19 protein-coding genes are annotated in these 25,793 nt (G+C 69.0%); 16 read left to right on the top strand and 3 right to left on the bottom strand.

Annotation, left to right across the window (positions count from 1 at the left end; translation table 11 throughout):
- Window positions 1–138 precede the first annotated feature (138 nt).
- A complete protein-coding gene (locus tag ABT254_RS07845; RefSeq protein WP_351465119.1) occupies window positions 139–4,401 on the bottom strand; it encodes a ricin-type beta-trefoil lectin domain protein in 4,263 nt (1,420 codons plus the stop codon).
- 354 nt (window positions 4,402–4,755) lie between these two features.
- Between ABT254_RS07845 and ABT254_RS07840 the strand changes: the two genes are divergently transcribed.
- The 13 genes from ABT254_RS07840 (at window position 4,756) to ABT254_RS07785 (ending at window position 18,853) form a co-directional block, all read left to right on the top strand.
- Window positions 4,756–11,985, top strand: a complete 7,230-nt coding sequence (locus ABT254_RS07840) for an RHS repeat-associated core domain-containing protein (protein WP_351465116.1) — start codon at window positions 4,756–4,758, stop codon at window positions 11,983–11,985.
- Window positions 11,985–12,257 carry a hypothetical protein gene (locus ABT254_RS07835; RefSeq protein ID WP_351465113.1) on the top strand — a complete coding sequence of 91 codons (273 nt, stop codon included), beginning with the start codon at window positions 11,985–11,987 and terminating at the stop codon, window positions 12,255–12,257. The genes ABT254_RS07840 and ABT254_RS07835 overlap by 1 nt, the downstream gene beginning before the upstream one ends.
- 397 nt (window positions 12,258–12,654) lie before the next feature.
- Window positions 12,655–13,026 carry a hypothetical protein gene (locus ABT254_RS07830; RefSeq protein ID WP_351465110.1) on the top strand — a complete coding sequence of 124 codons (372 nt, stop codon included), beginning with the start codon at window positions 12,655–12,657 and terminating at the stop codon, window positions 13,024–13,026.
- Window positions 13,027–13,251: 225 nt separating this feature from the next.
- Window positions 13,252–13,710 carry a DUF7919 family protein gene (locus ABT254_RS07825; RefSeq protein WP_351465107.1) on the top strand — a complete coding sequence of 153 codons (459 nt, stop codon included), beginning with the start codon at window positions 13,252–13,254 and terminating at the stop codon, window positions 13,708–13,710.
- 26 nt (window positions 13,711–13,736) lie between these two features.
- Complete coding sequence (locus ABT254_RS07820) at window positions 13,737–14,120, top strand: hypothetical protein (protein WP_351465104.1); 384 nt, start codon at window positions 13,737–13,739, stop codon at window positions 14,118–14,120.
- 15 nt (window positions 14,121–14,135) lie between these two features.
- On the top strand, window positions 14,136–14,450 hold the full coding sequence (locus ABT254_RS46515) for a DUF7919 family protein (protein ID WP_450753199.1): 315 nt from the start codon (window positions 14,136–14,138) through the stop codon (window positions 14,448–14,450).
- Between the two features lie 203 nt (window positions 14,451–14,653).
- Entirely contained in the window at window positions 14,654–14,923 is a 270-nt protein-coding gene (locus ABT254_RS07815) for an ankyrin repeat domain-containing protein (protein WP_351465101.1), read from the top strand.
- Window positions 14,924–15,089: 166 nt separating this feature from the next.
- Window positions 15,090–15,764: a DUF7919 family protein gene (locus ABT254_RS07810; RefSeq protein WP_351465098.1), complete on the top strand. Its 675-nt coding sequence runs from the start codon at window positions 15,090–15,092 to the stop codon at window positions 15,762–15,764.
- 607 nt (window positions 15,765–16,371) lie between these two features.
- The gene (locus ABT254_RS07805; RefSeq protein ID WP_351465096.1) at window positions 16,372–16,782 is read left to right on the top strand and encodes a DUF7919 family protein; all 411 of its coding nucleotides are present in this window, start codon (window positions 16,372–16,374) and stop codon (window positions 16,780–16,782) included.
- A gap of 47 nt (window positions 16,783–16,829) precedes the next feature.
- On the top strand, window positions 16,830–17,192 hold the full coding sequence (locus ABT254_RS07800; protein WP_351465093.1) for a hypothetical protein: 363 nt from the start codon (window positions 16,830–16,832) through the stop codon (window positions 17,190–17,192).
- Between the two features lie 177 nt (window positions 17,193–17,369).
- Window positions 17,370–17,789 carry an aspartate 1-decarboxylase gene (panD, locus tag ABT254_RS07795; RefSeq protein ID WP_351465090.1) on the top strand — a complete coding sequence of 140 codons (420 nt, stop codon included), beginning with the start codon at window positions 17,370–17,372 and terminating at the stop codon, window positions 17,787–17,789.
- A 35-nt stretch (window positions 17,790–17,824) separates the two neighbouring features.
- On the top strand, window positions 17,825–18,178 hold the full coding sequence (locus tag ABT254_RS07790) for a GNAT family N-acetyltransferase (RefSeq protein ID WP_351465087.1): 354 nt from the start codon (window positions 17,825–17,827) through the stop codon (window positions 18,176–18,178).
- Window positions 18,179–18,214: 36 nt separating this feature from the next.
- On the top strand, window positions 18,215–18,853 hold the full coding sequence (locus ABT254_RS07785) for an aspartate/glutamate racemase family protein (RefSeq protein ID WP_351465084.1): 639 nt from the start codon (window positions 18,215–18,217) through the stop codon (window positions 18,851–18,853).
- Window positions 18,854–19,602: 749 nt separating this feature from the next.
- Here ABT254_RS07785 and gnd read toward each other — a convergent pair.
- Window positions 19,603–21,042, bottom strand: coding sequence for an NADP-dependent phosphogluconate dehydrogenase (gene gnd, locus ABT254_RS07780; protein WP_351465083.1), 1,440 nt, complete (start codon window positions 21,040–21,042; stop codon window positions 19,603–19,605).
- A 278-nt stretch (window positions 21,043–21,320) separates the two neighbouring features.
- On the opposite strand from gnd, the gene ABT254_RS07775 reads away from it, so the two are divergent.
- Window positions 21,321–22,466 carry a transglycosylase family protein gene (locus tag ABT254_RS07775; RefSeq protein WP_351465080.1) on the top strand — a complete coding sequence of 382 codons (1,146 nt, stop codon included), beginning with the start codon at window positions 21,321–21,323 and terminating at the stop codon, window positions 22,464–22,466.
- Here ABT254_RS07775 and ABT254_RS07770 read toward each other — a convergent pair.
- The gene (locus ABT254_RS07770) at window positions 22,456–23,604 is read right to left on the bottom strand and encodes a DMT family transporter (RefSeq protein ID WP_351465077.1); all 1,149 of its coding nucleotides are present in this window, start codon (window positions 23,602–23,604) and stop codon (window positions 22,456–22,458) included. The genes ABT254_RS07775 and ABT254_RS07770 overlap by 11 nt on opposite strands.
- Before the next feature lie 228 nt (window positions 23,605–23,832).
- Here ABT254_RS07770 and ABT254_RS07765 point away from each other — a divergent pair, with 228 nt between their 5' ends.
- Both ABT254_RS07765 and glgA read left to right on the top strand, forming a co-directional pair.
- Complete coding sequence (locus ABT254_RS07765; RefSeq protein WP_351465074.1) at window positions 23,833–24,570, top strand: (2Fe-2S)-binding protein; 738 nt, start codon at window positions 23,833–23,835, stop codon at window positions 24,568–24,570.
- A 38-nt stretch (window positions 24,571–24,608) separates the two neighbouring features.
- A complete protein-coding gene (glgA, locus tag ABT254_RS07760) occupies window positions 24,609–25,760 on the top strand; it encodes a glycogen synthase (protein WP_351465591.1) in 1,152 nt (383 codons plus the stop codon).
- Window positions 25,761–25,793 lie beyond the last annotated feature (33 nt).

The following is a 25,793-nucleotide window of genomic DNA, read 5'->3' as shown; positions in this document are numbered from 1 at the left end:
AGAACTCGCCGTTGCAGCCGGTTCGATGCCTGGTGAGCTCATTTCTAGGCGTTCGAGCCCGAGACTGCTACGGCCTGAGCGCAGGGGCCCGCCGCCCCCTTCCGGGAGTGGCGGGCCCCTGCGTGTGAAAACCCCGGCTCAGGAGAGCTGGGTCGGAACCGGGCGGTTCCGGCCGAGTGAGGCCACCCCGCCCGGGGTGAGGGCCTCGGTGAAGAGCTGGACGTCGGCCACCTTGCCGGCGGTGTACTCCCCGTAGGCGCCCTGGAAGATGCGGCGCCCGATCTGCAGCGGCCCCGTCGCGTTCCAGACCGTGCCCTCGTAGGAGGCGGTGTCGGCCAGGTCGTCGTTGACGTAGAGACGGAGTTGCTGCGTGTCGGCGTCGAAGACACCCACCAGGTGGAACCAGGTGTTGGTCTTGGGGCTCTGCGCTCCCGTGGTGGGTCCGTAGGCGCTGGTGAACTTGCCGTCGGTGTCGTCCGCGTGGGCGTGGCCGAAGGCGAAGGCGTGCGCGCCGCTGGAGTAGTACAGCTGGAGGCCGTTGGCGCTGGTGCCGGACTGCGAGACGAAGGTGGAGTTCGCGGTCAGGCTGCTGAGGTTGGCCCAGGCCGAGACGGTGTAGCTGCGGCTGGTGTCGAGCACGGGACCGGAGGTGGCCGCGTAGCCGGTGCTGCCGTTGAGGGCGAGCGCGCTGCCCCGGGCGGCGTCGGCGGTCACGGTGGCACCCCCGTTGAGGGTGAGGCTGTTGGCCGGGCGGATGCGGTCCGCGGTGCCGTCCAGCTTCCACCAGTCGGCCGGCCGGTGGACGTGACCGATGCTCACCGGGGCTGTGAACTGTGCCAGGCCGCCGTCGGCCGCGGCGCCCGGATACTCGATCATCCGGCCGGAGCGGGAGGCGGCGTACAGCGCCGGGAAGCCGGTGCCCTGCACGTCGCCCGGGGAGGCGGCGGTGGGGTACTCCTGCTCGCCGACGCCGACCGGGAGCACCGGCTGGGCGGCGGGCAGCGCGCCGCTGGTGGCGGCCCACTTCTGGTCGGCGATGTTCTTGCAGTCCCAGATGACCACCTGGGTGCGGGGGTTGCGGTTGCCCGCCGGGTCGGCGAGGCAGCGGCCGGACTGCGGGTTCTTGAGCGTGCCCGGGTAGGGGCCGGGGGTCCATTCCTGGGAGCCGGTGTTGTTGCACTGGTAGAGCTGCACCAGCGTGCCGTTGTCGGTGTCGCCCTTGGTGACGTCCAGGCACTTGCCCAGCACGTGCACGGTGTGGTCGGTACCCAGGGCGAAGTTCTGGGCGTCGGTGCCGTTGCAGGTGTACATCTGCGCCGGGGTTCCGTTGGCGGTGGCGGACTTGGCGATGTCCAGGCAGAGGTTCTTGTTGTCGGCGTCGAGCACGCCGGAGACCAGCGGTGCATGCCGCGGGGCGGCCAGCTTGCTGGTCGGGACCCCTGCGGAGAAGGTCAGCGGGTAGCTGCTGACCGCGCCGGTGGCGTTGTCGCGGACCCACAGGGTGGGCACGCCGCCCACGGTGCCGGGGGCGAGCAGGGTGGTGTCGGACCAGTCACCGGTACCGATCTTCACGCCCTGGCCGAGGTTGCAGCCGGCCTGGAACGTCCCCGGGTAGTACCAGAGTTCGCCCTTGTCGACGGTGATCAGGTCGGGAACGTCCGCGTACTGGGCCAGCTTGCCGGGCGCCAGGATCTGCGTGACGTGGTCCCAGGTGCCGTCCGAGCCCTTGGCGGGGCAGGAGTCCGAGTCGCGGACCGGAACGACGTTCTGGGTCAGGGTGAAGTGCCCGGCCTTCCCGCCGGGGGTGACGGCGTCGTTGGCGTAGAGGTACAGCTCGTGGGTCGTCTTGTTGAAGGCGAACAGGTCGTCGACATTGCTGCCGGTGGCTGTGCCGCGGTGGGCGACCAGGTAGTTGTCCCAGCCGGTGCCGTCCGGGCTCTGCGCCTTGGTCGACATCGTGCTGGGCGGAGCCGCCGGATCGGCGTTGCCGGGGACCAGGACGAGGTCGCCGTCGCGGGTGGGGGCGGCGAGATCGGGGACGGCGTCGCCGTCGAGGTCACCGGCGGTGACCTTGGTCTTGGGGTTCCAGGGGGCGAAGAAGCTGTACTGCCCCACGGTGCCCTGGGTGTTGCCCGCGTTGTCGACCGCCCGTACGTAGAGCGTGTGCGCGCCCCACTGAGCGGCGCTCAGCACGATCGGGACCTCCGCGGTGGCGGTGCCGCCGGAACCGGCGACGGCGTCCACCTTGGCCGCGCCGCTGCCCGGGATGTTGGCGTCCAGGGAGTATTCGAACCGGTCGATGCCGCTGCTGACGCAGCTGCCGCGGGTGCAGCCGGTGGGCGTCGGGTCGTTCGCCGTCACCTTGACCTTGACGCCCTGGTCACCGGCGTGGCCGGTGGGCTCCTGGTCGGCACCGAGCGGCGGGAAGCCGGCCGAGTCGGTGAAGGACGGGATGCTCGGCGCGCTGAGGTCGATCTTGAAGTAGCAGTTCGGCGACCAGCCACTCATCAGCGTGTCGTCGTCGGCCCTCACGTGCCAGCCGTACTGGTGGCCGTCCGCCACCTTGAAGCCGATGTTGACCCGGGTCGTGCCGCCGTCGCTGACCCAGCCGCTCACCGGCTTGCTCTTGCTGGTGGAGCCGCCGTCGTCGTCCGCGGTCTTGGTGTCCCACACCTCGTACCGGGCACGCAGGTTGACCCCGCTCATGTCGGTGTTCAGGTGCGCGTTCAGCGTGATGTCGGAGGTGTCGCCGGCGAGTCCGGACGCACCGATCCAGCCGTCGGCCGCGCCGTCGCAGCCGTTGCTCGCGGGGTTGATCGTGGCCGGTGTGGTGCCCAGACGGTCCGGCTCGGAGGGCGGGATGTCGAACACCGTGGTCAGGTACGGGTTGGTCGCGAACCGCACGAAGTCGTAGTTGGTGGAGGACTTGGACTCGTTGCCCCACAGGCCGAAGGTCCAGCTGTCGTCCTTGCCGGCCAGCTTCTTGATCTGGCCCGTGACGTTGAAGTTGACGTCGTGGTCGCCGCAGTGCTGGCTCAGGTTGGAGCTCTTCACCTTCTGCGTGCCGCCGATGTAGCCGTCGCCGGCGAGCTTCGGCTGGTGGTCCCAGTCGGTGTTCTTGCTGATGCTCGACACCGTCGCGAGGCGCACGCCCGTCTCGTTGTCGCAGTCGAAGGAGGCACCGTAGGTCGAGGTCAGGTGCACGACGGACTTGGAGATTTCCATCGACTTGGTGAGGTTGCCGATGTTGAGCTCGTAGTACGCGCGGTTGAGTCCGAAGCAGTTGCGCCAGTGCTCGTAGCCGACTCCCTCGCCGTTGTCCTGCGCGTCGTCGTAGGGGCTCTGGGAGGGGCAGCCCTCCTTGACGGTGATGAAGTGGCTCTTCTTGCTCGTGATCGGGCTGGTGTACGGGTCGATGTAGAGCGGCCAGACCGTGCCCTTGCCGCCGAGCAGATCGGCGTCCGGGGTGAGGGTGAGCGCGCCTGGTCGGCTGCTCACGCCGATGGGCTTCACCTGCGCGCCGCTGCCCGGCTGTTCCGCGGTGGAGGCCGTGTCACCGCCGGCGCCCGGTTCCGCCGGGGTGTCCGCCGCGCGGGCGGTGCGGCGGGCCCCGGACTTGTGCGCCGGGGTAGTCACCTGGGCGCCGGAGGAGTCCCACATCATCGGGGTGGGCGAACTGAACAGGGCGGTGCCGTCGGCCGCGGTGGCCGTCACCTGGCCGTCCCCGTCGGCGTTCACCGTCATGCCATCGCTCGTCGCGGTGGTCAGCCGGAGCGAGGCGAGGGCGGGATCGGCGGCGGCCTTGGCGTCGCGGACGATCAGAACCTCGTGGAAGCCACCCTGGTCGGTGGTGGTCACCTTGAGGTCGACTCCCGGCAGCACATCGCTGTACCGGGCGCTGTCACCGCTCACCTCCGGGGCGGGCAGGCGGAACGGGAGCGTGTACGACAGCCGGTGCCCGGCCTCGTCGACGAGGGTGGCCAGCGGCCCGTCGCCGCCGCCCGAGAGGGTCAGCGCCGAGGGGGTGGCCCTGGTGGAGAAGGTGCCGTCGGAGTTCCGAGCCAGGCCGGCGTCGACGTCCGTCCACTCACCCTCCTTGCTGACGCGGGCCGGCTGGAGATGCGTGGTCAGCGTGAACGTGCCGTCGGCGTTTGCGACGGTCTCCGAGGTCTCAGTGGTCAGCTGATCCACGGTGACCGGCTGTCCGGTCCTGGCCGCCTCGGCACGGGCGGTCGCGAGCGGTGAGCCGTCCGCGCCGTCGGTCGCCGCCGACGCGGGCGAGCCTGCCGCCGAGACCGGGCCGACGGCGCCGAGCAGCAGGCCGGTGACGGCCGCCGACAACGCCAGACGGCGTGTCAGAGTGCGCGCCGGATGACTCCGGACGCGGGTGCGTTCCCCCATGAATCGCCCTTTCGAGAGCGTGGGCGACGCCCCCCGGCGCGCCGCTGTGGTCCTTCTCACAGAGCGCGTCCCCCCGAGGGCCGCCGCATGTCGGAATTGCGGTACTTGGTCGCGTCATGCCCTGCTGTGAAGGGCTTGTGATGGACCCATGTGAAGGCTGTGAGCAGTGTGACCGCTGAGGAAGGGTATTGCTGCGCACATGACATGGCAATACGGTTCCGGTCTGACCAGACGAGCCGTCAGCTGACCACTGATCAATTCGGCTCCTGGATTTTTTCTTTACATGGGGGATCACGCATGCGCGCAAGACCGCGCGGAATTCAACGTGCCCGGAGACGGGCGTGGTTGCGGCGGGTGACCGTCTGGGCCGCGACGACCGCCGCTTTCTCACTGGCCGTTCAGCCGGCCGTCGCCGACGTCGTGGTCGGCGGCTACCAGTACAAGGACGAGGTCTGGGCAGCCGATCCGCTGCCCGAGCAGCCGAAGGTCCCGGGGCACCCCGCGGACGGCCCCGGCGCCAAGGAGCCCACCCCGCCGCCCGGCGCCCGCAAGCTGGCCGGGCACCAGGTGAAGGCACCGAAGTGGCCCGCGGGCGGCGCCGCGACCGTCGACCTCGGCACGGCGCGCCAGGTGCGCGGCCGGGCAGCGGCCGCGGCGCCCGGCAAGGTGAAGGCCGCCTCGCTGCCCGTGTCACTGTCGCCCGCCGCACCGTCGGCGATCGGCCCGGGCGCCCGCGCGCTCGTCGGCCACGGCACGCCGGTCGAGCCGGCGCGGTCGGTACGGGTACGACTCGCCGACCGCTCGCAGGCGAAACAGGCCGGCGTCGACGGCCTGCTGGTCGGCCTCGCGCGCACCGACCACCGCACCGGCGCAGGCGGCGTCTCCGTCTCGGTGGACTACGCCGCCGTCGAGCAGGCGTACGGCGGCGGCTGGGCCTCCCGGCTGCACCTGGTGGCCATGCCCGCCTGCGCCCTGACGACACCTCAGCTCGCAGCCTGCCGTAACCGCACGCCTCTGGAGTCGGTCAACGACCCGCAGGCCCACAAGGTCACCGGCACCATCGCCGTGCCGGCCGCAGCCGCCAAGCCGACCGGGGCGCTCGCCGCTCCCTCCGGCCGTACCGCTCTGGCCTCCTCCGGCATGGCGGTCGCGGCGGTGGCCGGCAGCAAGGGCTCGCAGGGCGACTTCGGCGCCACCTCGCTGTCCGCCTCGGGCGCCTGGTCCTCCTCGGCCTCGGGCGCCTTCACCTACAACTACCCGATCACGGTGCCCCCGTCCCTCGGCGGTGAGGCACCCAACGTCGGCCTGTCCTACGACTCCCAGTCCGTCGACGGCGAGACCTCGGCCCGCAACTCCCAGTCCTCCTGGGTCGGCGACGGCTGGTCCTACAGCCCCGGGTTCATCGAGCGCTCCTACAAGAGCTGCAAGGACCAGGGCATCGAGGACTCCGGCGACGAGTGCTGGGGCGGCTGGAACGCCACCATCCAACTCGGCACCCACAACGGCCAGTTGGTCCGTGACTCCGACGGCGAGTACCATCTCCAGGCCGACGACGGCACCAGGATCCAGCGGCTCACCGGAGCGTCCAACGGCCTGTGGGACGGCGAGTACTTCAAGGTCACCACGACCGACGGCACCGCCTACTACCTCGGCCTGAACCACGCCCCCGGCACCACCGACGACGACGCCACCGACAGCGCCTGGGGCGTGCCCGTCTACCACCCCAAGTCGGGCGACCCCTGCCACGACAAGGACAAGGGCGACGACTCCCAGTGCGACAAGCCGGTCGGCTACCGCTTCAACCTCGACTTCGTCGTCGACCCGCACGGCAACGTCCAGCGCTACGACTGGGCGACCGAGTCCAACTACTACAACATGGGCTACGGCCAGGTCGCCAAGGACGACAAGGGCGGCAAGATCACCAAGTACGTCCGCGGCGGCCACCTCACCCGCATCTCCTACGGCTACCAGCTGGCCGACGCGCGGGCGGGACGCGAGCCTGCCGCCAAGGTCGTCTTCCGCACCGCACAGCGCTGCACCACCTCCGACACGGTCTGCAAGGCGGACAACCTCTCCTCCAAGACCGCGAAGGACTGGCCGGACACCCCCTACGACCTGCACTGCGAGTCCGACTGGAAGAACAAGCCCAAGGACGACGACACCGACGGCGTCTGCCTGACCAGCGGACCGACCTTCTGGACGACGTACCGGCTCAAGGGCGTCGACACCTCGGTACGCACGGCCTCCGGCTGGCAGGACGTCGACAGCTACGAACTCAAGCAAGTCTTCTCGGACGCGGGCGGCACCTACGACCCGGTCACCGGCAACACCCAGGACCCCAGGAGCACCGGCTCACTGCAGTCGGTGATGTGGCTGTCCTCCATCGTCCACACCGGCCAGGACACCTCGGCCGGCGGCGACAAGCCGATCACCCTCGACCCGGTGACCTTCGCCGGGATCGAGATGGACAACCGCGTGGACGGCCTGACCCCGGCCGCCCCGCCGCTGTTCCACCCGCGGATTTCCAGCGTGCAGACCGAGACCGGTGAGTCGGTCGCGGTCACCTACCGCCCGCCGGAGTGTTCGCGGGAGAAGAATCACATGCCGGACTCGGCCGACAGCAACACCATGGCCTGTTATCCGGTGTGGTGGAACACACCCGGCGGCGTGGAGCCCATCAAGGACTGGTTCCACAAGACGCTCGTCGCGCAGGTCACCGACAGCGACCGCACCAAGGCCGGTTCGCCCGCCAAGGTCACCAATTACACCTACAGCGACGGCGCGGCCTGGCACCGCGACGACTCCGACCTGACCGACGACAAGCACCGCACCTGGAACGACTTCCGGGGCTTCCGCACCGTCACCACCACCACCGGCGCGGCGCCGGACCCCGTCACCCAGAACACCGTCTCCTACCTCCAGGGCATGGACGGCGACTACAAGGCTGACGGCTCCAAGCGCAGCGTCAAGGTCAAGAACGCCCTGAACGAGGAGATCACCGACAGCCCCTGGCTGGCCGGCACCCCCTACCAGGCCCTGAGCTACACCAAGGCCGGTGGCACCGTCGTGGGCCGTACCCTCACCGACCCGCCCACCTCCAAGGTCACCGCCTCCCGGGACCGCACGGCGTGGACGTCCGAGGACCCCAAGCCCGACAAGCTCTCCACGCTGCCGGACATGACGGCACGTCAGATCACGGGGACCTCGTCCCGCACGATGGGGCTGCTCTCCGATGGCACCTGGCGCACCACCCGCTCCAGCACCACCTTCGACGACAAGGGCCGCACCTGGAAGGTCGACGACGAGGGCGACGTCTCCAAGCCCAAGCAGGAGACCTGCACCACCACGACCTACGCCGACGCGCCCACCGACAACCCGATGATGCTGGTCTACCCCAAGGAGACCGTCAGCGTCGCCGGCCCCTGCGGCACCGCCCCCGGCAAGGACACCACACTCTCCGACAAGCGCATCTACTACGACGGGGACGGCTCGGTCGACAAGATCGGCTCCCTGGGCAAGCTCGGCGAGAACGGCGACTCGCTCGGCCTGGTGACCGCCACCCAGTCGGTCACCTCCTACGACGTGAGCGGTGACCCCAAGTACCAGACGCTCGGCGGCATGTCGTACGACAAGTACGGCCGGGTCGTCGCGAACACGGACGCGGCGGGCAACACCACGACCTCGTCGTACCAGCCCAGTTCGGGCATCCTGCCCACCACCCTGTCCACGACGAACCCGCTGAAGTGGACGGCCACCAGCACGGTCTCACCGGGCCGCGGCTCGGTCACCCACGCGGTGGACGCCAACAAGCAGGTCACCGACGCGACTTATGACGCGCTCGGGCGGCGGGAGAAGGTCTGGGGCCCAGGGCGCGACAAGAGCGACCAGAGCCCGCACCGGGTCTACAGCTACGACGTCCACGGCGCGGGCGACAACCCCACCCCGTCGTCGGTCACCACCAAGAGCCTGCGTGAGGACGGCTCCTACAGCACCTCCGTCACCATCTACGACGGCACGCTGCAGCCCCGCCAGACGCAGTCGACCCCCGCGGACAACTCGGCCGGCCGGCTGGTCTCCTCGACGTACTACGACTCGCACGGGTGGACTGTCTCGAACATCGCGGCGTACTCCGACGCGGATCACGTGCCAGGCAGCACCATGTGGGCGGAGACCAACCGCACGGGCCCGTCGGTGACGCGGACGTCGTACGACGGGCAGGGCAGGCCGGTCACCACCTCGACGGTGTCGTTCGCCAGCACTCTGTTCACGTCCGCTACGGACTACCAGGGCGTCGACCGGGTCGACACCACCCCGCCGAAGGGCGGCAAGGTCACCACGACCTACACCGACGCCCTCGGCCGCACCACGTCCGCGGTGGTGCGCGACACCACGCCTGACCGCAAGCTCACCGGCGGCGCCACGCTGGCCTCGGGTACCTCGCTGGTCTCCGCCGGCGTCCGGCTGGCCATGCAGGCCGACGGCAATCTGGTCCTGACCTCGCTCGTGGGCGACAAGGTGTTGTGGTCGTCCAAGACGGCCGGAAAGCCGGGCGCCTACGCGGTCATGCAGGCCGACGGCAACTTCGTCGTCCTGGACGCCACCGGGAAGACCACTCTGTGGTCCAGCGGTACCTCCGGTCACACCGGCGGCTACCTCAAGGTGCAGTCCGACGACAACGTCGCGGTGTACGACGCGTCCAACGCCGTGCTCTGGTCCGCCGGGACCGCCGGCAAGGCGGCGACGGCCGACATCACCACGCACTTCACCTACACGCCCGGCGGACAGGTCGACACGGTCAAGGACTCGGTGGGCAACACCTGGTCCTACGACTACGACCTGCAGGGCCGAGTGGTCTCCCAGACCGACCCCGACTCCGGCACCTCCACCTCCCACTACGACGACCTGGGCAGAGTCGACCGCACCACCGACGCCCGCAAGCAGACCCTGTCCTTCACCTACGACCTGCTGGGTCGCCGCAAAGCCGAGTACTCGGGCGACGGCACGACGGACCCGTCCAAACTTCTGGCGGAGTGGACCTACGACGAACTCGGCAAGGGCCGGCCCGTCGCGTCCACCCGCTACGTCGGCGGCAAGAACGGCAGCGCCTACGTCCAGAAGATCGACGCGTACAACTCAGTGGGACGGCCGACCAGCACCTCCACGGTCATCCCGGACAGCGAAGGCGCGCTGGCGGGCACGTACACCGCCAAAGCCTCTTACACCGAGAACGTCGGTCTGCTGGCGGCGACCACGTACGGCGCCGACGGTGGTCTGCCGGCCGAGACCCTCGGCTACGGCTACAACCTCCAGGGCGGCCTGGTCAGCATGGGCACGCCCAGCCGTCCGTACGTCGCCACGGTCAACTACAGCCCGCTCGGGGAGGTCCTCCAGACCACCGTCGGAACTCCCTCCAAGCAGCTGCGCACCGCGCAGACCTACGACCAGGCGACGGGCCGGCCGGCCACCAACCGGGTCACCCTCCAGACGAACACGGCCAACCCGATCTCGGACACCAGCTACGGCTACGACCAGGCCGGCAACATCACCGCGGTCTCCGACGTCCGCTCCACCGGCGGCACGGACCGTACGGCCGACACCCAGTGCTTCGCCTACGACGCGCAGGACCGGCTGACCACCGCCTGGACGGACACCAAGGGACTGACCACGGCCACCGCTGGCCAGCTCGCCCGGTGCACCACCTCACGCCCCAGCCCGGCGACCGTCGGCGGACCGGCACCGTACTGGACGGACTGGCAGTTCAACCAGCTCGGTGACCGCACCCAGCAGGTCACGCACGACGTGACCGGCAACGCGGCCAAGGACACCACCCAGACGTTCGCCTACCCGGGCGCCGGCACGGCCCCCGCCAAGCAGCCCAACGCGGTGTCCACCGTCACCACCCGCAACCCCACCACTGGCACGTCCGTGCTGACCCCCGAGTACGACGACGCGGGCAACACGAAGACCAGGACCACCACCGGAGCCCGGACGGGCACTCAGGGGATCGAGTACAACGAGGAGGGCCTCACCTCCGCGACGACCACCGACGGCAAGAAGACCGGCTACCTCTACGACGCCGACGGCCAGTTGCTGATCCAACGCGGGCCGGGTAACAACACGCTCTACCTCTTCGGAGGCAACGAGCAGCTCACCCTCGACACCGCCACCAAGGCCGTCACCGGACTGCGCTACTACTGCGCCCCCGACGGCACGGTGACGGTCCGCTCCAGCAAGGGCGGCATCAGCTACCAGCCGACCACTCCGCAGGGCACGGCCCAACTCCAGGTGGACGGCAGCTCACTGGCCATCACACGGCGTGCCTTCGACCCGTACGGCAACCCGCGCGGGCCGGCGCCGACCGGATGGGCGGACAACCACGGATACTTGGGCAAGCCGGCCGACACCACCTCCGGTCTGAACCTCCTCGGAGCACGGAACTACGACCCGGTCACCGGCCGCTTCCTGTCGGTCGACCCGGTCTTCGAGAGCGGCGACCCGAACCAGATGGGCGGCTACGGCTACGCGGCCGGCAACCCTGTCTCCGGAAGCGACCCCAACGGCTTGGCCTGGTACTCGGACTGGGGCGGCGCGGTCGGCAGCTTCTTCTGCGGCGTGGGCGACAGCGTCGTCGGCGACCCGTGGCAGTGGAGCGTCAACACACTCTCGGACGGCTGGAACGGGTTCGCGAGCGTCGTCAACGGCGACAACCCGTGGTTCAACGGCTGGACGGGCTACTCGAACGAGACCCCGTTCCAGCTCGGCCACACCGGTTACGTCGACGACCACCCGCTGGGCAACCTCTTCGGCGTCGACACCGGCTCGACCTCGTACGTCGCCGGCCAGTGGACCGGCGTGGTCGGCTCCTTCGCCGCCGACGGCTACGGCGTCTACAAGGCGGCCAGCGGCGGAATCAAGGCCGTCAAGGCCGTCAAGGCCGCGATGTCGGAGGGCGAGGACCTCGTCGGAGCAATCAAGAGACTGCTCTCCGGCGACCTGCCCACCACCACCCCGGCCGACCCGGCGCCCACCACGCCCAAGGGCGACGATGCTCCGTCGACGCCGAAGGCGGGCACCGGCAAGGGCGGCAAGGAACCGGGGGGCAGTGGGAAGGCGGCCGCGAACGACAAGGAGCCGAGTGGATCGCCGAGTTCGGCCAAGGCCGGACCAAGCAAGGGCAGCCCGGCGTCTGGGAGCGGTGCCGGCTCTGGCCTAGCTCGGAAGAGCTCGAACACCGGGCCGTTCGAGGGACTTCCGGTCCCCATGCAGAAGCGAGTGGTGCGGCAGGTCGCCCGCGCCAGCGGTGTCGGCTTGGACGGCGTGAAGGTGAGGATCAACCGCGATGCGGACCTCATCGGGCGGCAGTTCTACGGCCACACCGCGCCGGATCGGACCATCACGCTCTATCCGGACGCCTTCTCATCGATGGAGAACCTGGTCAAGACCATTGGGCACGAACGAATGCACGTCATGCAGATCGACCTTTACGGGCCCGCCACGTCGCTGGAGCAAGAGCATGCCTGGGAACGAGCCGCGTACGCTATAGAAGATCAGTTCTGGAACTACTACAACGGGAGGCGGGGCTGATGGGTGCCCGAGCGGCGTGGCTGGCACTGCTGCCCGCCATGACCGGCGAACGGCAGGGGCAACCGTCCTGCCCACGTTGCGGTCACGCTGATCTGCATGCTCGCTACATCGTGGATCGTGAGACCCGCATCGGTTACCTGCTGATGTGGTGCAGCGTCTGTCTGCATGGCATTTCGGTGTCCCGAGTCCGGGCGAATGAAGGAGCCGAAATCCGCTGGTTCGGCGACGCTGACGCACTTGAGGGCGTACCCGATTTCGTGCGTTGCGAGTGAGGCTGCGTCTTCCGGTTTCGACGACGTAGGGGCGGCCGCTGCAGGAGCATATCCCGCAGCGGCCGTACGTCCACTGATGGACCGGTTCACCAGCCGACTGCAGCAGAAATTGCCGCTGCAGTCGGTTCGATGCGTGGGCACCTCATTTAAGACGTGACTGATCTCCGGTCTCACCCGGGAATCGAAAGGACGTACTGCGCGGACCTTTCGCTCTACGACCTAGACTGCCACGTACCCGAGGAGAATTTCACGGACTTCAGCCGGACACCGCCAGCCTTCAGAGAGGTCCCGGGAACTTCATGCCTCGCCCGTACGAACAGCAGCACCTTGAAACGCTCGTGCCCAACGGCACCTGCACGTCACCGAACTAACCTGTCCGCTCTGTGGCCACACGAGCATGCGCTTCTACCGCCACACGACATACGGCCGGACCGAACCCGCGTGGATCAACTACCTGTGGTGCGGCAACTGTCACGCCTACTCGTCGTCCTTCACGGGCGGCCGCAAGATGCTCGAAAGCGACCCCCTCTTTGAGCAGGACGGCGACCCCATCGCCGAGGTCTTCCGCGATCCCGAGCGTCTGTTCAAGATCCCCGACGCCTACTGGAAGGCGGGCAAGCTCCCCCAGGTGATCTCCCGCCGACCCGCGGAAAATGACATCCCGACGAGCAATCCTGGAAGGGGAAGCGGTATTGGAGAACAGCCCCGAGTTGGCGGATGTCGTGCGAGAACTCGTCGAGGCCTTTCCCGGTGGCGTGGACGACGTTGACTACTACCCACTTCTGGTGATCCTTTCCGATGTGCTCTCGGAGAGGAATCTGGGAGTGGCCGTGCATGCGGCCTTCGGCCTGGATCCGTACGTCGCTCGAAACGAAGCCGCCGATGCCTGCGCCGGCAACAGGCCTTCCCGGCGAAGGATCTAGGATTTGCGAGGCCGCATGACGGCCAAGGGGTGCTCCATCGTCGGAGACGAGGACTGAGGTGGCGATGTGCCGTGAAATCCGGCACTGACCTGACCATTCGGCACAACCCGAGAATCGACATGACCTACTACGCGGATTTCTTGCTCTACGACTACGACTGCCACGCGAAGCACGCGGGCCTCACCATCGGCTGGCTGGAGGAGGGCTATGACTATCCCGTCGACGAGGTCTCCGAGGTGGATCTCGCGAACATCATCGATCTCGGTTCGCTGCGGCAGCACCGGAGCAGGGGCTGGCACTCGTGCACGCTGTGCGGGGAGTACACCGAGCACACGGCTACCTCGGAGCGGGCGGGGATCACCTACCGGCTCGGCCATGCGGAGATCAGGGCGGTCTCGGACGACGGTGTGCTGTACGTCGCCCCGAACCTGATCATCCACTACATCGTCGACCATCTCTACGGACCGCCCACCGAATTCATCGACGCCGTCCGGTCCGAAGTCCGAAGGCGCTGGCCCGAGGGGAAGTGACGGACTTCAGCAGGACACCTCCACCCTTGAGAGAGGTCCAGAACTTCATGACCCGCCCCTACGACCAGCAGCACCGCGAGGCCCTCGGTGCCCAACTGCACCTGCCTCTGGCCGAACGAACCTGCCCGATCTGCGGCCATATGGCCATGCGCGTCTACCACTACACGATGTACGGTCGAAGCGAACCGTCATGGATCAACTACCTGTGGTGCGGCGACTGCCACGCCTACTCGTCGTCCTTCCACGGTGCCGGCCGCAAGATGGTCGAGAGCGACCCGCTCCTCGCGGAATACGGTGACCGGGTCGGCGAGCTCTTCGCCGACCCCGAGCGCCTGCTCAAGGTCCTCGACGGATACTGGAAGGCGGGCAAACTTCCCCAAGTGGTCTCCCGCCGCCCCCGCGGAAGCTGATGGCGTCCTCGTCGGCTGGATCGGAAGTTCAAGACCGTTGGCCATCCGCAGGACCTGGCGAACAACGTCGATCTCGGTTCGCTGCGGCAGCACCGGAGCAGGGGCTGGCACTCGTGCACGCTGTGCGGGGAGTACACCGAGCACACGGCTACCTCGGAGCGGGCGGGGATCACCTACCGGCTCGGCCATGCGGAGATCAGGGCGGTCTCGGACGACGGTGTGCTGTACGTCGCCCCGAACCTGATCATCCACTACATCGTCGACCACCTCTACGGACCGCCCGCCGACCCGGAATTGCATATCCCACCTCTACAGTCAGCAGCACCGTGAGGCGCTAGGCGCCCAACTGCACCTGCCTTCATGGATCAACTGCATGTGGTGGCGCCAACTGCCGCACGTACTCGTGGTCCTTCACCGCATCCGAGCGCAAGGGGAATTGATGTGAGCGGCGAAATCCCGGCGGATGCTTGTCCGATTGGCGACGAGTGCCTGCACATAAAGCAGTCGAGGGTAGCGATTATGAAGCGCTTGCGATGCTGCTGGATTCCGGAGTCGACCCGAACGAGATGTGCTTTGGTCACACCTTGCTCACTCATGCCATTGATCTCGAAGGTGATGGCCACGTGCAGACCGGCTACCCTCTGAACGCGACCGCCACTGCGATTCTGCTTGCTTATGGTGCCGACCCCAGTTTGCCGGCAGCGGATGGCGAAACGCCCTTGCAGATGTCGGAAGATTATTGCCATGAACCGGCGCAGCGTCTGCTCCGGCGCTTCCTGGGTCCGGGAAAGGACATCAAATAGAACTGAAATGGTGCGACTTGTCCGTATAAGGTGCTCGTTCATCATCCGTGGCACTGGCATATCCAGGGCAGACCCATGAAGCAGCCCACCCTGAACTCGAAGAGCGGGTAAGGAATGAGCCTCGATCCAACGCAACCCGTCTCGTGCCGACGACCTGGAGCCGGGAATGGCTGATTACGAGGACATGTCTGTCTATAGTGACGGCTACTCCCCGTTCGAAATCCTCAATGTCGGATGGCTCGGAGCCTCCTGCGGGGTGCCGGTCGACGGTACTCCCGTGTCTGGCCGACTGGTCGGTCGATTGGTGGCGGAATCGAGAAAGCCGCGAAGCCTGACACTTGGAACGCATGACTGCGAGTTCTGTGATGGCGAGGGCGGGCGCGGCGGGAACGGGGAAATTCACCTGTACTCCACCGTGAATTCGGCAGTGTTCTCCGCGCCGCTACTCGTCCTTCATTATGTGAAGCGTCACGGATATTCGCCGCCCTCGGATTTCCTGAAATCCCTGGCGTCCGCCGACGAACCTCTGGACTGGGATTCACGGGCTGAAACCCTGGTGTCCATACTGTCGGATCCGGCAGGGGATGCAGGCTGGCGAGTCAACGCGCTTTTCGAATTGCCTAGATGGGGAAGCGACGAACGAGCCTACAGAACTGTCGCCGACTCGGTGAACGACGAAGAAATACGCGAAACAGCAGAATACGAACTCGGCGTTTCCCTGTCCCAGTTCTGGATTGCGGCCGGAGGGGTTGACACGGTCGTCTATTCTCGCCTGTCGCCGGCGACACGGCACGTCGTTGCCGAGGAGTTCTCCAGGCACAGCGAAAGGCTGACGGAATGATGAGAGGAAGTTCTCGGTGATCCTCTGCCGTCCCGCGGAGATGGCGGGCACCTCCACGCGCCTGAGCTTTTGGGACGGCTCTCACCATCGGTTGGCTGGAGGATGTCCACGACTATCCCGTCGGCGAGGTCTCAAGACCTCGCGAACATCATCGCTAACCATCAGAGGCCGGTTGAATGAGTGAACAAGCTGCCAAGCTCTCGGGTCCATGCCAAGAGTGCGGCGATCCCTGTACGGGGTGGGCTGTGCAGCTGACCAGGAATGGTCGGCTCCGATGGGAGATCGAGTGGGCTTGTGATGCCTGTGGGATTTCGCATCATGGCGCCTGGGGTGCAGCTCCCGATGAGGTGCGCGGCACGATTTTGGCGCAGCACGGTCCGCGCTGTCTGAGGCTGGTCGACGGCGCAAACCGTCCCGGGGCGATCCTCAAGGCTTTTCGAAGCGCGTTTGATCTCTCCATTCGGGAGGTGCAGGCGTCAGCACACAAGCTCAAGCAGTGCGGGTACGAGGGTACGTACGTGGAGACGCAACTACTCTCTCAACTGCTCCGAGAGGGAGGGATCTCCAGTGAGGTGACCTGACCGTCCGGTCCAACCCGAGAAGCGACATGACCTACTACGCGGATTTCTCGCTCTACGACCTCATCGAATACGAAAAACCCGAAGGCCTCACCATCGGCTGGCTCGAGGAGGACTACGGCTATCCCGTCGACGAGGTCTCCGAGGTGGATCTCGCGAACATCATCGATCTCGGTTCGCTGCGGCAGCACCGGAGCAGGGGCTGGCACTCGTGCACGCTCTGCGGGGAGTACACCGAGCACACGGCTACCTCGGAGCGGGCGGGGATCACCTACCGGCTCGGCCATGCGGAGATCAGGGCGGTCTCGGACGACGGCGTGCTCTACGTCGCCCCGAACCTGATCATCCACTACATCGTCGACCATCTCTACGGACCGCCCACCGAATTCATCGACGCCATCCGGTCCGAAGTCCGAAGGCGCTGGCCCGAGGAGAAGTGACGGACTTCAGCAGGACACCGCCGCCGCCCAGAGAGGTGCGGAAAATCATGCCTCGCTTCTACGACCAGCAGCACCTTGAAGCGCTCGGCGCCCAACTGCACCTACCCGTGACCGAACGAACCTGCCCGATCTGCGGCCGTGTCACCATGCGCATCTACCGCCACACGAAATACGGCCGGACCGAACCCGCGTGGATCAACTACCTGTGGTGCGGCGACTGTCACGCCTACTCGTCGTCCTTCACGGGCGCCGGCCGCAAGATGGTCGAGGGCGACCCGCTCCTCGCGGAATACGGTGACCGGATCGGAGAGGTCTTCCGCGATCCCGAGCGCCTGCTCAAGCTCCTCGACGGCTACTGGGAGGCGGGAAAACTTCCCCAGGTGATCTCCCGCCGCCCCCGAGGACGCTGACGGCGTCCCGATGAGGCGCTATCCGACGTGACCGGGATCTCGCTGCACGCCGACGCCCCTGTCCCTACGCTGGTCACGCTCGCCGTCGCGGCTGACCCGAGGGAGAGCCGCTGTAGGCTGAAGAACAGCCCTTGACCTGCGAGAAGCGGGCAGGGAGCCGAGTTCAGGGAGTTCCGAATGCTGCGCACCATGTTCAAGTCCAAGATCCACCGCGCCACCGTCACCCAGGCCGACCTGCACTACGTGGGATCGGTGACCATCGACGCCGATCTCCTCGACGCCGCCGACTTGCTGCCCGGCGAGTTCGTGCACATCGTCGACATCACCAACGGTGCCCGGCTGGAGACGTACGTCATCGAGGGTGAGCGCGGCTCCGGTGTGATCGGGATCAACGGGGCCGCCGCCCATCTCGTCCATCCCGGCGACCTGGTGATCATCATCAGCTACGCTCAGGTGACCGACGCAGAGGCGCGGGCGCTCGAACCCCGCGTCGTGCACGTGGACCGCGACAACCGCATCGTGGCCCTGGGCGCCGACCCGTCCGAGCCGGTACCGGGCTCGGACCAGGAGCGCAGCCCGCAGGCCGTACCGGCCTGAGCCACACTCGGACCCCTCGAACCAGGAGCGTGCCCATGAGCGACATCGAGATCCGCGACGACCGGGCGGCGGGCCGCCTGGAGGCCATCGGGGACGGTACGGACGGCGAAGTCGTCGGCCACATCGAGTACTTCGTCCTCGAATCGCCCGCGCGTGCCCTGGTCCCCGTCCACACGATCGTGGAACCGGCCCACGAGGGGAAGGGCATCGCCGGTTCTCTTGCGCGCGAGCTGTACGCCATCGCCGGGCGCGAGGGCGTCGTCGTCGCCCCGCTGTGCCCGTACGTCACCAAGTGGGCCGAACGCCACCCTGACGAGGCACCCGCCGCCGACCCGGAGCTGCTGCGGGCGGCGAAGGAGTGGCTGGTGGCGCACCCCGGTCGCTTCTGAGCCCCGCCCCCTTTCTCACAAAGGCCCGCCGCCCGCATGCTCGCCCTTCTGCACACCTCGCCCGCGCACATCCCCGTCTTCGAGGCCCTGCGCGACGAGCACCACCAGGGCCTGGAACTGCGGCACTTCGTCGACGAGGAGCTGCTGGCCCGGGCCCGCCGCGAGGGACCCGAGGCCGTGGCGGACGAGGTGCGGGCCGTGCTGGACAAGGCGGTCGGCGAGGGCGCGCGGGCCGTACTGTGCACCTGCTCGACCATCGGCGGCGTCGCGGAAGCGGCCGCCGCCGGGGCCGGCGTGCCGGTGCTGCGCAGCGACCGTCCGATGGCGGCCGCCGCGGTGGCCGCCGGTTCGCGGATCGTCGTGCTCGCCAGCGTGGAGAGCACCTTGGGGCCGACGGTGGCCCTGATCGAGGACGAGGCGCGTCGCGCCGGACACCCCGTCGAGGTGCGGCCACGGCTCGTCGAGGGCGCCTGGGACCGCTTCGCGGCAGGCGACGGCGAGGGCTGCGCGCGTCTCGTCGCGGCCGCGGCCGGCGCGGTCACCGGCGCCGACGCGATCGTCCTCGCCCAGGGCTCGATGGCCCCGGCCCAGCAGTTGACGACCACCGCGGTCCCGGTACTGTCCAGCCCGCGTCCGGGCCTCGCGGCGGCCGCGGAGGCTGTGCGCGCCTGGTAGGCCCACCTGGGCGGCATGCCGTCCTGCGGGCGGGTGAGTGCGAAGGCGGCCGTCGGGTACGCGGGGCAGTAGTCCAGAGCCGACCTCGACCGACTGGCCGGAGGACACCATGACCGATCCACACCCCGACCCCGTACCACCGGGCCCCGCGCCCGGCCCGGGCCCCCAGCCCCCGGACCCGTACCCGTCGCCGGTCCCCGACCCGCAGCCACCGCCCGGCCCTGAGCCGACACCACCGGCACCACCCGGCCCGGAACCCACCCCGCCCGCACCTCCGGGCCCGGAACCCACACCGCCCTCACCCCCGGACCCGACACCGCCATCCCCGTCGCCGATCCCGCCGGGACCGGAACCGGTGCCGAACCCGGAGCCGGGGCCTCCGCTGACCTGAGCCGCTCGACGGACGGACGGCTGAAGCGGCCTCACCGCCTCGGACATCTCGGTCGGCAGGGTCGCGGCCCCGGCGGCCGGCGGGCGGCAGAAAGTGACGCGAGCGGTCGCGCGGGCCGCCCGGCGGCTGAAGCGGCAGTACTGCCTCGGATACCTCGGTCGGCAGGGTCGCGGCCCCGGCGGCCGGCGGGCGGCAGAAAGTGACGGCGAGTGGCCGCGCGGGCCGTCCGGCGGCTGAAGCGGCAGTACTGCCTCGGACACCTCCGTCGGCAGGGCCTCGACCGCAGCGGTCGCGAGGCGGGGCAGACAAAGGCGGCGGGCAGCCGCTCGGGCCGCCCGCCGCCACGCACCGCTGCCTGTTACGCGTCGACCTCCGACCGGTCCCCGCCCCACAGCGTGTGGAACGAGCCGTCCCGGTCCGTGCGCCGGTAGGTGTGCGCGCCGAAGAAGTCACGCTGGCCCTGGGTCAGCGCGGCCGGCAGCCGCTCCGCGCGCAGGGCGTCGTAGTAGGCGAGCGCCGCGGCGAAGCCGGGGGTCGGGACGCCCTGGCGGGTGGCGGCGATGATGACCTCGCGCCAGTCGTCCTGGGCGTCCGCGATCTCCTGGGCGAACGTCTCGTCGGAGAGCAGGCTCGGCAGGTCGGCCCGGGTGTCGTACGCGGAGCGGATGCGGTCCAGGAAGGCCGCGCGGATGATGCAGCCGCCGCGCCAGATCGCGGAGACCGCGCCCAGGTCGATGTCCCAGTCGTACTCCTCGCGGGCGGCCGCGATCTCGTGGAAGCCCTGCGTGTACGACACGATCTTCGAGGCGTAGAGGGCCTGCTCCACGCGGTCCGCGAACGCCCCCGCCTCCGACTCGGACAGCGGGGAGGCCTTCGGTCCTGCCAGCCCGCGCGAGGCCTCGCGCAGCGCCGCGTGACCCGACAGGGAGCGGGCGAAGACCGCCTCCGCGATGCCCGAGACCGGAACGCCCAGGTCGAGGGCGATCTGGACGGTCCAGCGGCCGGTGCCCTTCTGCTCGGCCTGGTCCACCACCACGTCCACGAACGGCTTGCCGGTCGCCGCGTCCACGTGCGACAGCACCTCGGCGGTGATCTCGATCAGGTAGGAGTCCAAACGGCCCGTGTTCCAGGTGCGGAAGATGTCCGCGATCTGCGCGGGGGAGTATCCGGCCACATCGCGCAGCAGCTGGTACGCCTCGCCGATCAGCTGCATGTCGGCGTACTCGATGCCGTTGTGGACCATCTTCACGAAGTGCCCGGCGCCGTCGGGGCCGACGTGGGTCACGCAGGGCGCGCCGTCCTTCGCCTTCGCGGAGATCTTCTCCAGCATCGGGCCGAGCGAGTCGTACGACTCCTTCGGGCCGCCCGGCATGATGCTCGGCCCGTTGAGCGCGCCCTCCTCGCCGCCGGAGACGCCCATGCCGACGAAGTGGATGCCCTGCTCGCGCAGTTCGCGCTCGCGGCGGCGGGTGTCCGCGAAGTGCGCGTTGCCACCGTCGATGATCATGTCGCCGGGCTCCAGGAGCGGGGCGAACTCCTGGATCACCGCGTCGGTCGGGTCGCCCGCCTTGACCATGATGACCAGGCGCCGCGGCCGCTCCAGCGCCGCCACGAACTCCTTGGCGGTCTCCGCCGCGATGAAGTCGCCCTCGTGCCCGAACTCCTCGACCAGGGCGTTCGTACGCGCCACTGTGCGGTTGTGCAAGGCCACCGTGTAGCCGTTGCGCGCGAAGTTACGGGCGAGATTGCGGCCCATGACCGCGAGTCCCGTGACGCCGATCTGGGCTGAGTTGCTCATTCGGTTGGCTCCTAAAGGATCCGGTTATCGGTGGTGCCGCTCGTGCAGGTCAGTATCGCCCCATCGACCATCCTGACTTGCCGGTACGCCGAGCGCATGTCCGGGGTCGACGACTTTCGCAGGCAGATACGCACGACGGGCCCCAGCCGCCTCAGCCGTTCTGCAACTGGCGTGCATCACCGGTTGTTTGAGGGACAGGGCGGCCGATTGCCGTCTTGTCATGGCCTGTTCGGGGCGCTTACTTTTGGCCCTTCTGGCATATGTCGAGGGGGATCTTCATGGCCGTACGCGGCCGGCACCGCCGGTATCAGCCGAACAGGATCAACCGCGCCTCACTCACCGTCACGGTCGGCGGCGCCGGCATGGCGATCCCGCTGATCGGCACCGGCACCGCCCACGCGGCCGACGTGTCCACCTGGAACAAGGTGGCCGCCTGCGAGTCGACGAACAACTGGAGCATCAACACCGGCAACGGCTTCTACGGCGGGCTGCAGTTCACACAGTCCACCTGGGAGTCCTACGGCGGCGCGAAGTACGCGCGGCGCGCCGATCTGGCCACCAAGGACCAGCAGATAGCCGTGGCGGAGAAGGTCCTGGAGGGGCAGGGGCCGCGTGCCTGGCCGGTGTGTTCGCAGAGGGCGGGGCTGACCCGGGGCGGTGGCAGCCCGGACGTCCACCCGGCCTCCGCCGCCGAGAAGACCCGCGTGAGGACCTCCGTCGAGGACGTGAAGCCGCAGGCCACGCCCCAGTCCCGGGCCGGTACGGCCGAGATGTACACCGTGGTGCGTGGTGACTCCCTCTCCCGGATCGCCGAGACCGAGCACGTCCGGGGCGGCTGGCAGCGGCTGTACTCCGCGAACCGGAGGACCATCGGTGACGACCCCGACCTGATCCTTCCGGGGCAGCGGCTGAACCTGCGGGCGAAGGCCCCCGCCACGCATCACGCCGGCTCCAAGCCCTCGGCGGAGAAGGCCTCCTCGGCCACCAAAGAGGCCACCGAGGAGAAGGCCACCACCCACCACTCCCTCGTCGCTCCGGTGAGCGGCCCGATAGGCACCCCGTACCACGTGGCGGGGTCCTCCTGGTCGAAGGGCTACCACACCGGTGTCGACTTCCCCGTGCCCACCGGCACGACCGTGAAGGCGGTCGCCGCGGGCCGGGTCGTCTCCGCCGGCTGGGGCGGCTCCTACGGCTACCAGGTGGTGATCCGGCACGCCGACGGCCGCTACAGCCAGTACGGCCATCTCTCGGCGATCTCCGTGAGGGCGGGACAGAGCGTGGGTGGCGGGCAGCGCATCGGGCGTTCCGGGTCGACGGGCAACGCAACGGGCCCGCATCTGCACTTCGAGGTGCGGACGGGGCCCGGATTCGGTACCGACATCGACCCTCTCGCGTATCTCAGGGCCGGTGGCGTCAGGATTTGACGCGTACCCGGTGCCGGTCTACGTCCGGCGAGGGGACGTACGAGCCGCCGTAGAAGGGGCCGTAGAAGCGGTAGCGGGCGGGGTCCGGGGGCCGTTCGTCGTCCTCGTCGTAGGCCACCGCGAGGACGGTGGGGCCGACCTGGGCGGGGACGAGGACCTCCTCGCGCAGTGCCGCCACCGGCTGCTCGGGGATGGCGGCGAGCAGGTCCTCGACGGTCTCCTCGATGGACACGGACTCCTCGAGGGATTCCGTGACGGGGACCGGCTCGGTGACGGTCTGGGCCGGCTGCGGCGCGCTCTCGGCGGTGGCGCGCGCGAGACGCTCCGTCGTCAGCAGGATCAGGCCACCGGCCGCGACCACGCCGCAACTCAGGGCGAGCGCGGTGCCCGTGCTGCCGTAGCGGAAGGTTTCGCCGAACATCGTGATACCGACCGCGGCCGCCACCACCGGGTTCACGACGGTCAGCGTGGCCAGCGGCGCCGCGAGTCCGGCGCCCCGGTAGGAGGCCTGGGAGAGCAGCATGCCGGCCGTGGCGAAGACGCCGATCACGGCCAGCGAGGGGATGTCGGCCGCGGAGACGCCGGCGGTCCAGTCGACCGCGACGGTCTTCGTGAACACCGAGGACATGCCGAAGGCGATGCCGGAGGCGGTCGCGAGCAGCATGCTGCGCACCGCCGGGTGCCGGTGGGCGGCCCGGCCCGCGATCATCAGGGCCACGACGACGCTGCCGGAGACCACGGCGACGGCGATCCGCTGGGCCGTGTCCAGGGACTGCGCGTCGGAGGAACCGACCAGGGCCAGCAGACCGGCGAGGCCCACGGTCGCCATGATCGCGCCCCGCCAGGCGGTCGCACCGGCCCTGCGGCCCACGAACAGGGCCGCCATCGGCAGCGCGAAGACGATGGTCAGCGCGCCCAGGGGCTGCACCAGGCTCAGCGGGCCGTAGGCCAGCGCCACCACGTGCAGCAGTCCGCCGAGGCCGTTGAGCGCCACCGCGGCCCACCAGGTCGGCCGGCGCAGCGGCGCGTACTCCTGAACGGGCGCGGACACCGCCACGTACTCCTGCACGATCGCCCCGCCGGCGTAGGCGACGGCGGAGACGAGCGAGAGGAGAACGGACAACGCGAGGGCACTCATGAGTTGCTCCTCTGCGTGTGGCGGGGGCGCTGAGCCCTGCGCGGCGAACGGTCGGCCTTCATAGCGAACACGATGCCTTGTCGATCTGTTCCCGTCGTCGTCCCAGAGCAGGCAATGGGTCCTACTGCCGATGGAGTACGAATCGGGCGCGGTCATCCCCAGGGTGGGCGACACGGGGTGGACACCCCCCAGTGGGAACCCCTAGGGACCTTGGTACTACTGCTCTTCGTGGACCTCGATCAGGATCTTGCCGCCCTCGGACCGCTCGGCGGCTTTTTCGTACTGCGGACGGGCGGAGCGCCACACACACCACTGCCGACGCTCGCCCACGCGTACGAGAACCGGTCTTCCGCTGTATACGGAAATGCTATTACTTTCCGGGTCGAAAAGGTCGCCCATGTCCTGCGTGCCCCCGAGTTGCGGATCGCGGCCTCGGTGGCCCAGCAGGGGCTGGCGGCCCGGCTCTGGTCGGTGACGCTCGGCTGTGCGGCGATGTACGGCCGCGTGCCCGATCTGGATCCCGGGCTGCTGCACTGGGACCCCGACGCCTCCGCCCCCGAGGACCTGTGGCTGACGCGGGTCCGCCCACTGCCCGCGGAGCCCGCGACGGTCGCGGACGTCGTCCTGCACGGCCACCTCGCCCCGCTGGCGACGGCCCTGCGGGCGCACCACCGGATCGCCCCCGGCCTGCTGTGGGGCAACGCGGCCTCAGCGCTGGCGGGAGCCGCCCGGCAACTGGACCAGTGGGCGCGCCTGCACGGCCGTACCGAGACCGCCGCCCGCACCCGCACCCTCGCCGCGGAACTCCTCGCCCACCCCCTGCTGTCGGGCACCGGCACCCTCACCGGCACCGCCTTCCGGCGGCGCAGCTGCTGCCTCTACTACCGTGTGCCCGGCGGGGGCGTGTGTGGTGACTGTTGCTTCACACGACCGCCGCGCTCTTCCGCGCGCGGCGCATCTGGGTGACCATGAGGGAACCGGTCGCCGAGAGCTGGGGGTTGCGGGTGCGAGTCGGACTGCTGACCCGGGAGTACCCGCCGGATGTGTACGGCGGCGCCGGCGTCCATGTCGAGTTCCTCGCCCGGGAGTTGAGCTCCCTGGTCGACCTCGAGGTGCACTGCTGGGGCGAGGGCCGCGGGGTGGGCGTGGTGCGCCACCGCTCCTGGGCCGCCCTGGACACCGCCAACGACGCGCTGCGCACCTTCTCCGTGGACCTCGCGATGGCCGCCGGACTCGAAGGCCGCGAGCTGGTGCACTCCCACACCTGGTACGCCAACCTCGGCGGCCACCTCGCCAAGATGCTGTACGGCATACCGCATGTGATGACCGCGCACTCGCTGGAGCCACTGCGCCCCTGGAAGGCCGAGCAACTCGGTGGCGGGTACGCCCTCTCCAGCTGGGCCGAGCGCACCGCGATCGAAAGCGCCGACGCCGTGATCGCCGTCTCCGGGGCCATGCGCGAGGACATCCTCACCTGCTATCCGACGCTGGACGCGGCCAAGGTCCAGGTCGTGCACAACGGCATCGACACCACGCTGTACCGGCCCGACCACAACACCGACGTGCTCGACCGCATCGGCCTGGACACCGGCCGCCCCTACCTCCTGTTCGTCGGCCGCATCACCCGCCAGAAGGGCGTGCCCCATCTGCTGCGCGCGGTGCGGGACATCGACCCGGGCGTGCAGGTCGTGCTGTGTGCCGGGGCGCCCGACACTCCGGAGATCGACCGGGAGTTCCGCGACCTCTACCAGGAGCTCAGCCGCGTCCGCGAGCACGTGCACTGGATCCCGCAGATGCTGCCGCGTCCCGAGGTGATCCAGCTTCTCACCCACGCCGCCGCCTTCGTCTGCCCTTCGGTGTACGAACCCCTCGGCATTGTCAACCTGGAGGCGATGGCCTGCGGGACACCCGTGGTGGCCTCCCGGGTCGGCGGCATCCCCGAGGTGGTGGACGACGGCAAGACGGGCCTGCTCGTCGACGTGGACGAGGACTTCGAGGCGGGCCTCGCGCGGGCGCTGGACCAGGTGATCGGCGACCCGGAGGCCGCCCGGCGGATGGGCGAGGCCGGGCGGGAGCGCGCGGTGGGGGAGTTCGGCTGGGACGCCGTCGCCCGCCGTACGGTCCGTCTTTACGAGGAGACCCTCAAACAGGAATAGAACGACAGCGTCCCTCGAACAGGCTTACTGGGC

The organism is Streptomyces sp. NPDC001137 (assembly GCF_040298885.1).
In the GTDB taxonomy this organism is placed as follows: Bacteria; Actinomycetota; Actinomycetes; order Streptomycetales; family Streptomycetaceae; genus Streptomyces.
Note: the sequence above shows the minus strand (reverse complement) of the source record. Positions and strands in the feature narration are given on the sequence as shown.

Bases quoted from the DNA above. Each gene is read 5' to 3' on its own strand.
- ABT254_RS07815 (WP_351465101.1), top strand. From the start codon at position 14,654: ATGCTGCTGGATTCCGGAGTCGACCCGAACGAGATGTGCTTTGGTCAC.
- ABT254_RS07770 (WP_351465077.1), bottom strand. From the start codon at position 23,604: ATGAGTGCCCTCGCGTTGTCCGTTCTCCTCTCGCTCGTCTCCGCCGTC.
- ABT254_RS07785 (WP_351465084.1), top strand. From the start codon at position 18,215: ATGCTCGCCCTTCTGCACACCTCGCCCGCGCACATCCCCGTCTTCGAG.
- ABT254_RS07830 (WP_351465110.1), top strand. From the start codon at position 12,655: ATGCGCTTCTACCGCCACACGACATACGGCCGGACCGAACCCGCGTGG.
- ABT254_RS07775 (WP_351465080.1), top strand. From the start codon at position 21,321: ATGGCCGTACGCGGCCGGCACCGCCGGTATCAGCCGAACAGGATCAAC.
- gnd (WP_351465083.1), bottom strand. From the start codon at position 21,042: ATGAGCAACTCAGCCCAGATCGGCGTCACGGGACTCGCGGTCATGGGC.
- ABT254_RS07835 (WP_351465113.1), top strand. From the start codon at position 11,985: ATGGGTGCCCGAGCGGCGTGGCTGGCACTGCTGCCCGCCATGACCGGC.
- ABT254_RS07810 (WP_351465098.1), top strand. From the start codon at position 15,090: ATGGCTGATTACGAGGACATGTCTGTCTATAGTGACGGCTACTCCCCG.
- ABT254_RS07800 (WP_351465093.1), top strand. From the start codon at position 16,830: ATGCCTCGCTTCTACGACCAGCAGCACCTTGAAGCGCTCGGCGCCCAA.
- ABT254_RS07845 (WP_351465119.1), bottom strand. From the start codon at position 4,401: ATGGGGGAACGCACCCGCGTCCGGAGTCATCCGGCGCGCACTCTGACA.
- ABT254_RS07790 (WP_351465087.1), top strand. From the start codon at position 17,825: ATGAGCGACATCGAGATCCGCGACGACCGGGCGGCGGGCCGCCTGGAG.
- panD (WP_351465090.1), top strand. From the start codon at position 17,370: ATGCTGCGCACCATGTTCAAGTCCAAGATCCACCGCGCCACCGTCACC.
- ABT254_RS07805 (WP_351465096.1), top strand. From the start codon at position 16,372: ATGACCTACTACGCGGATTTCTCGCTCTACGACCTCATCGAATACGAA.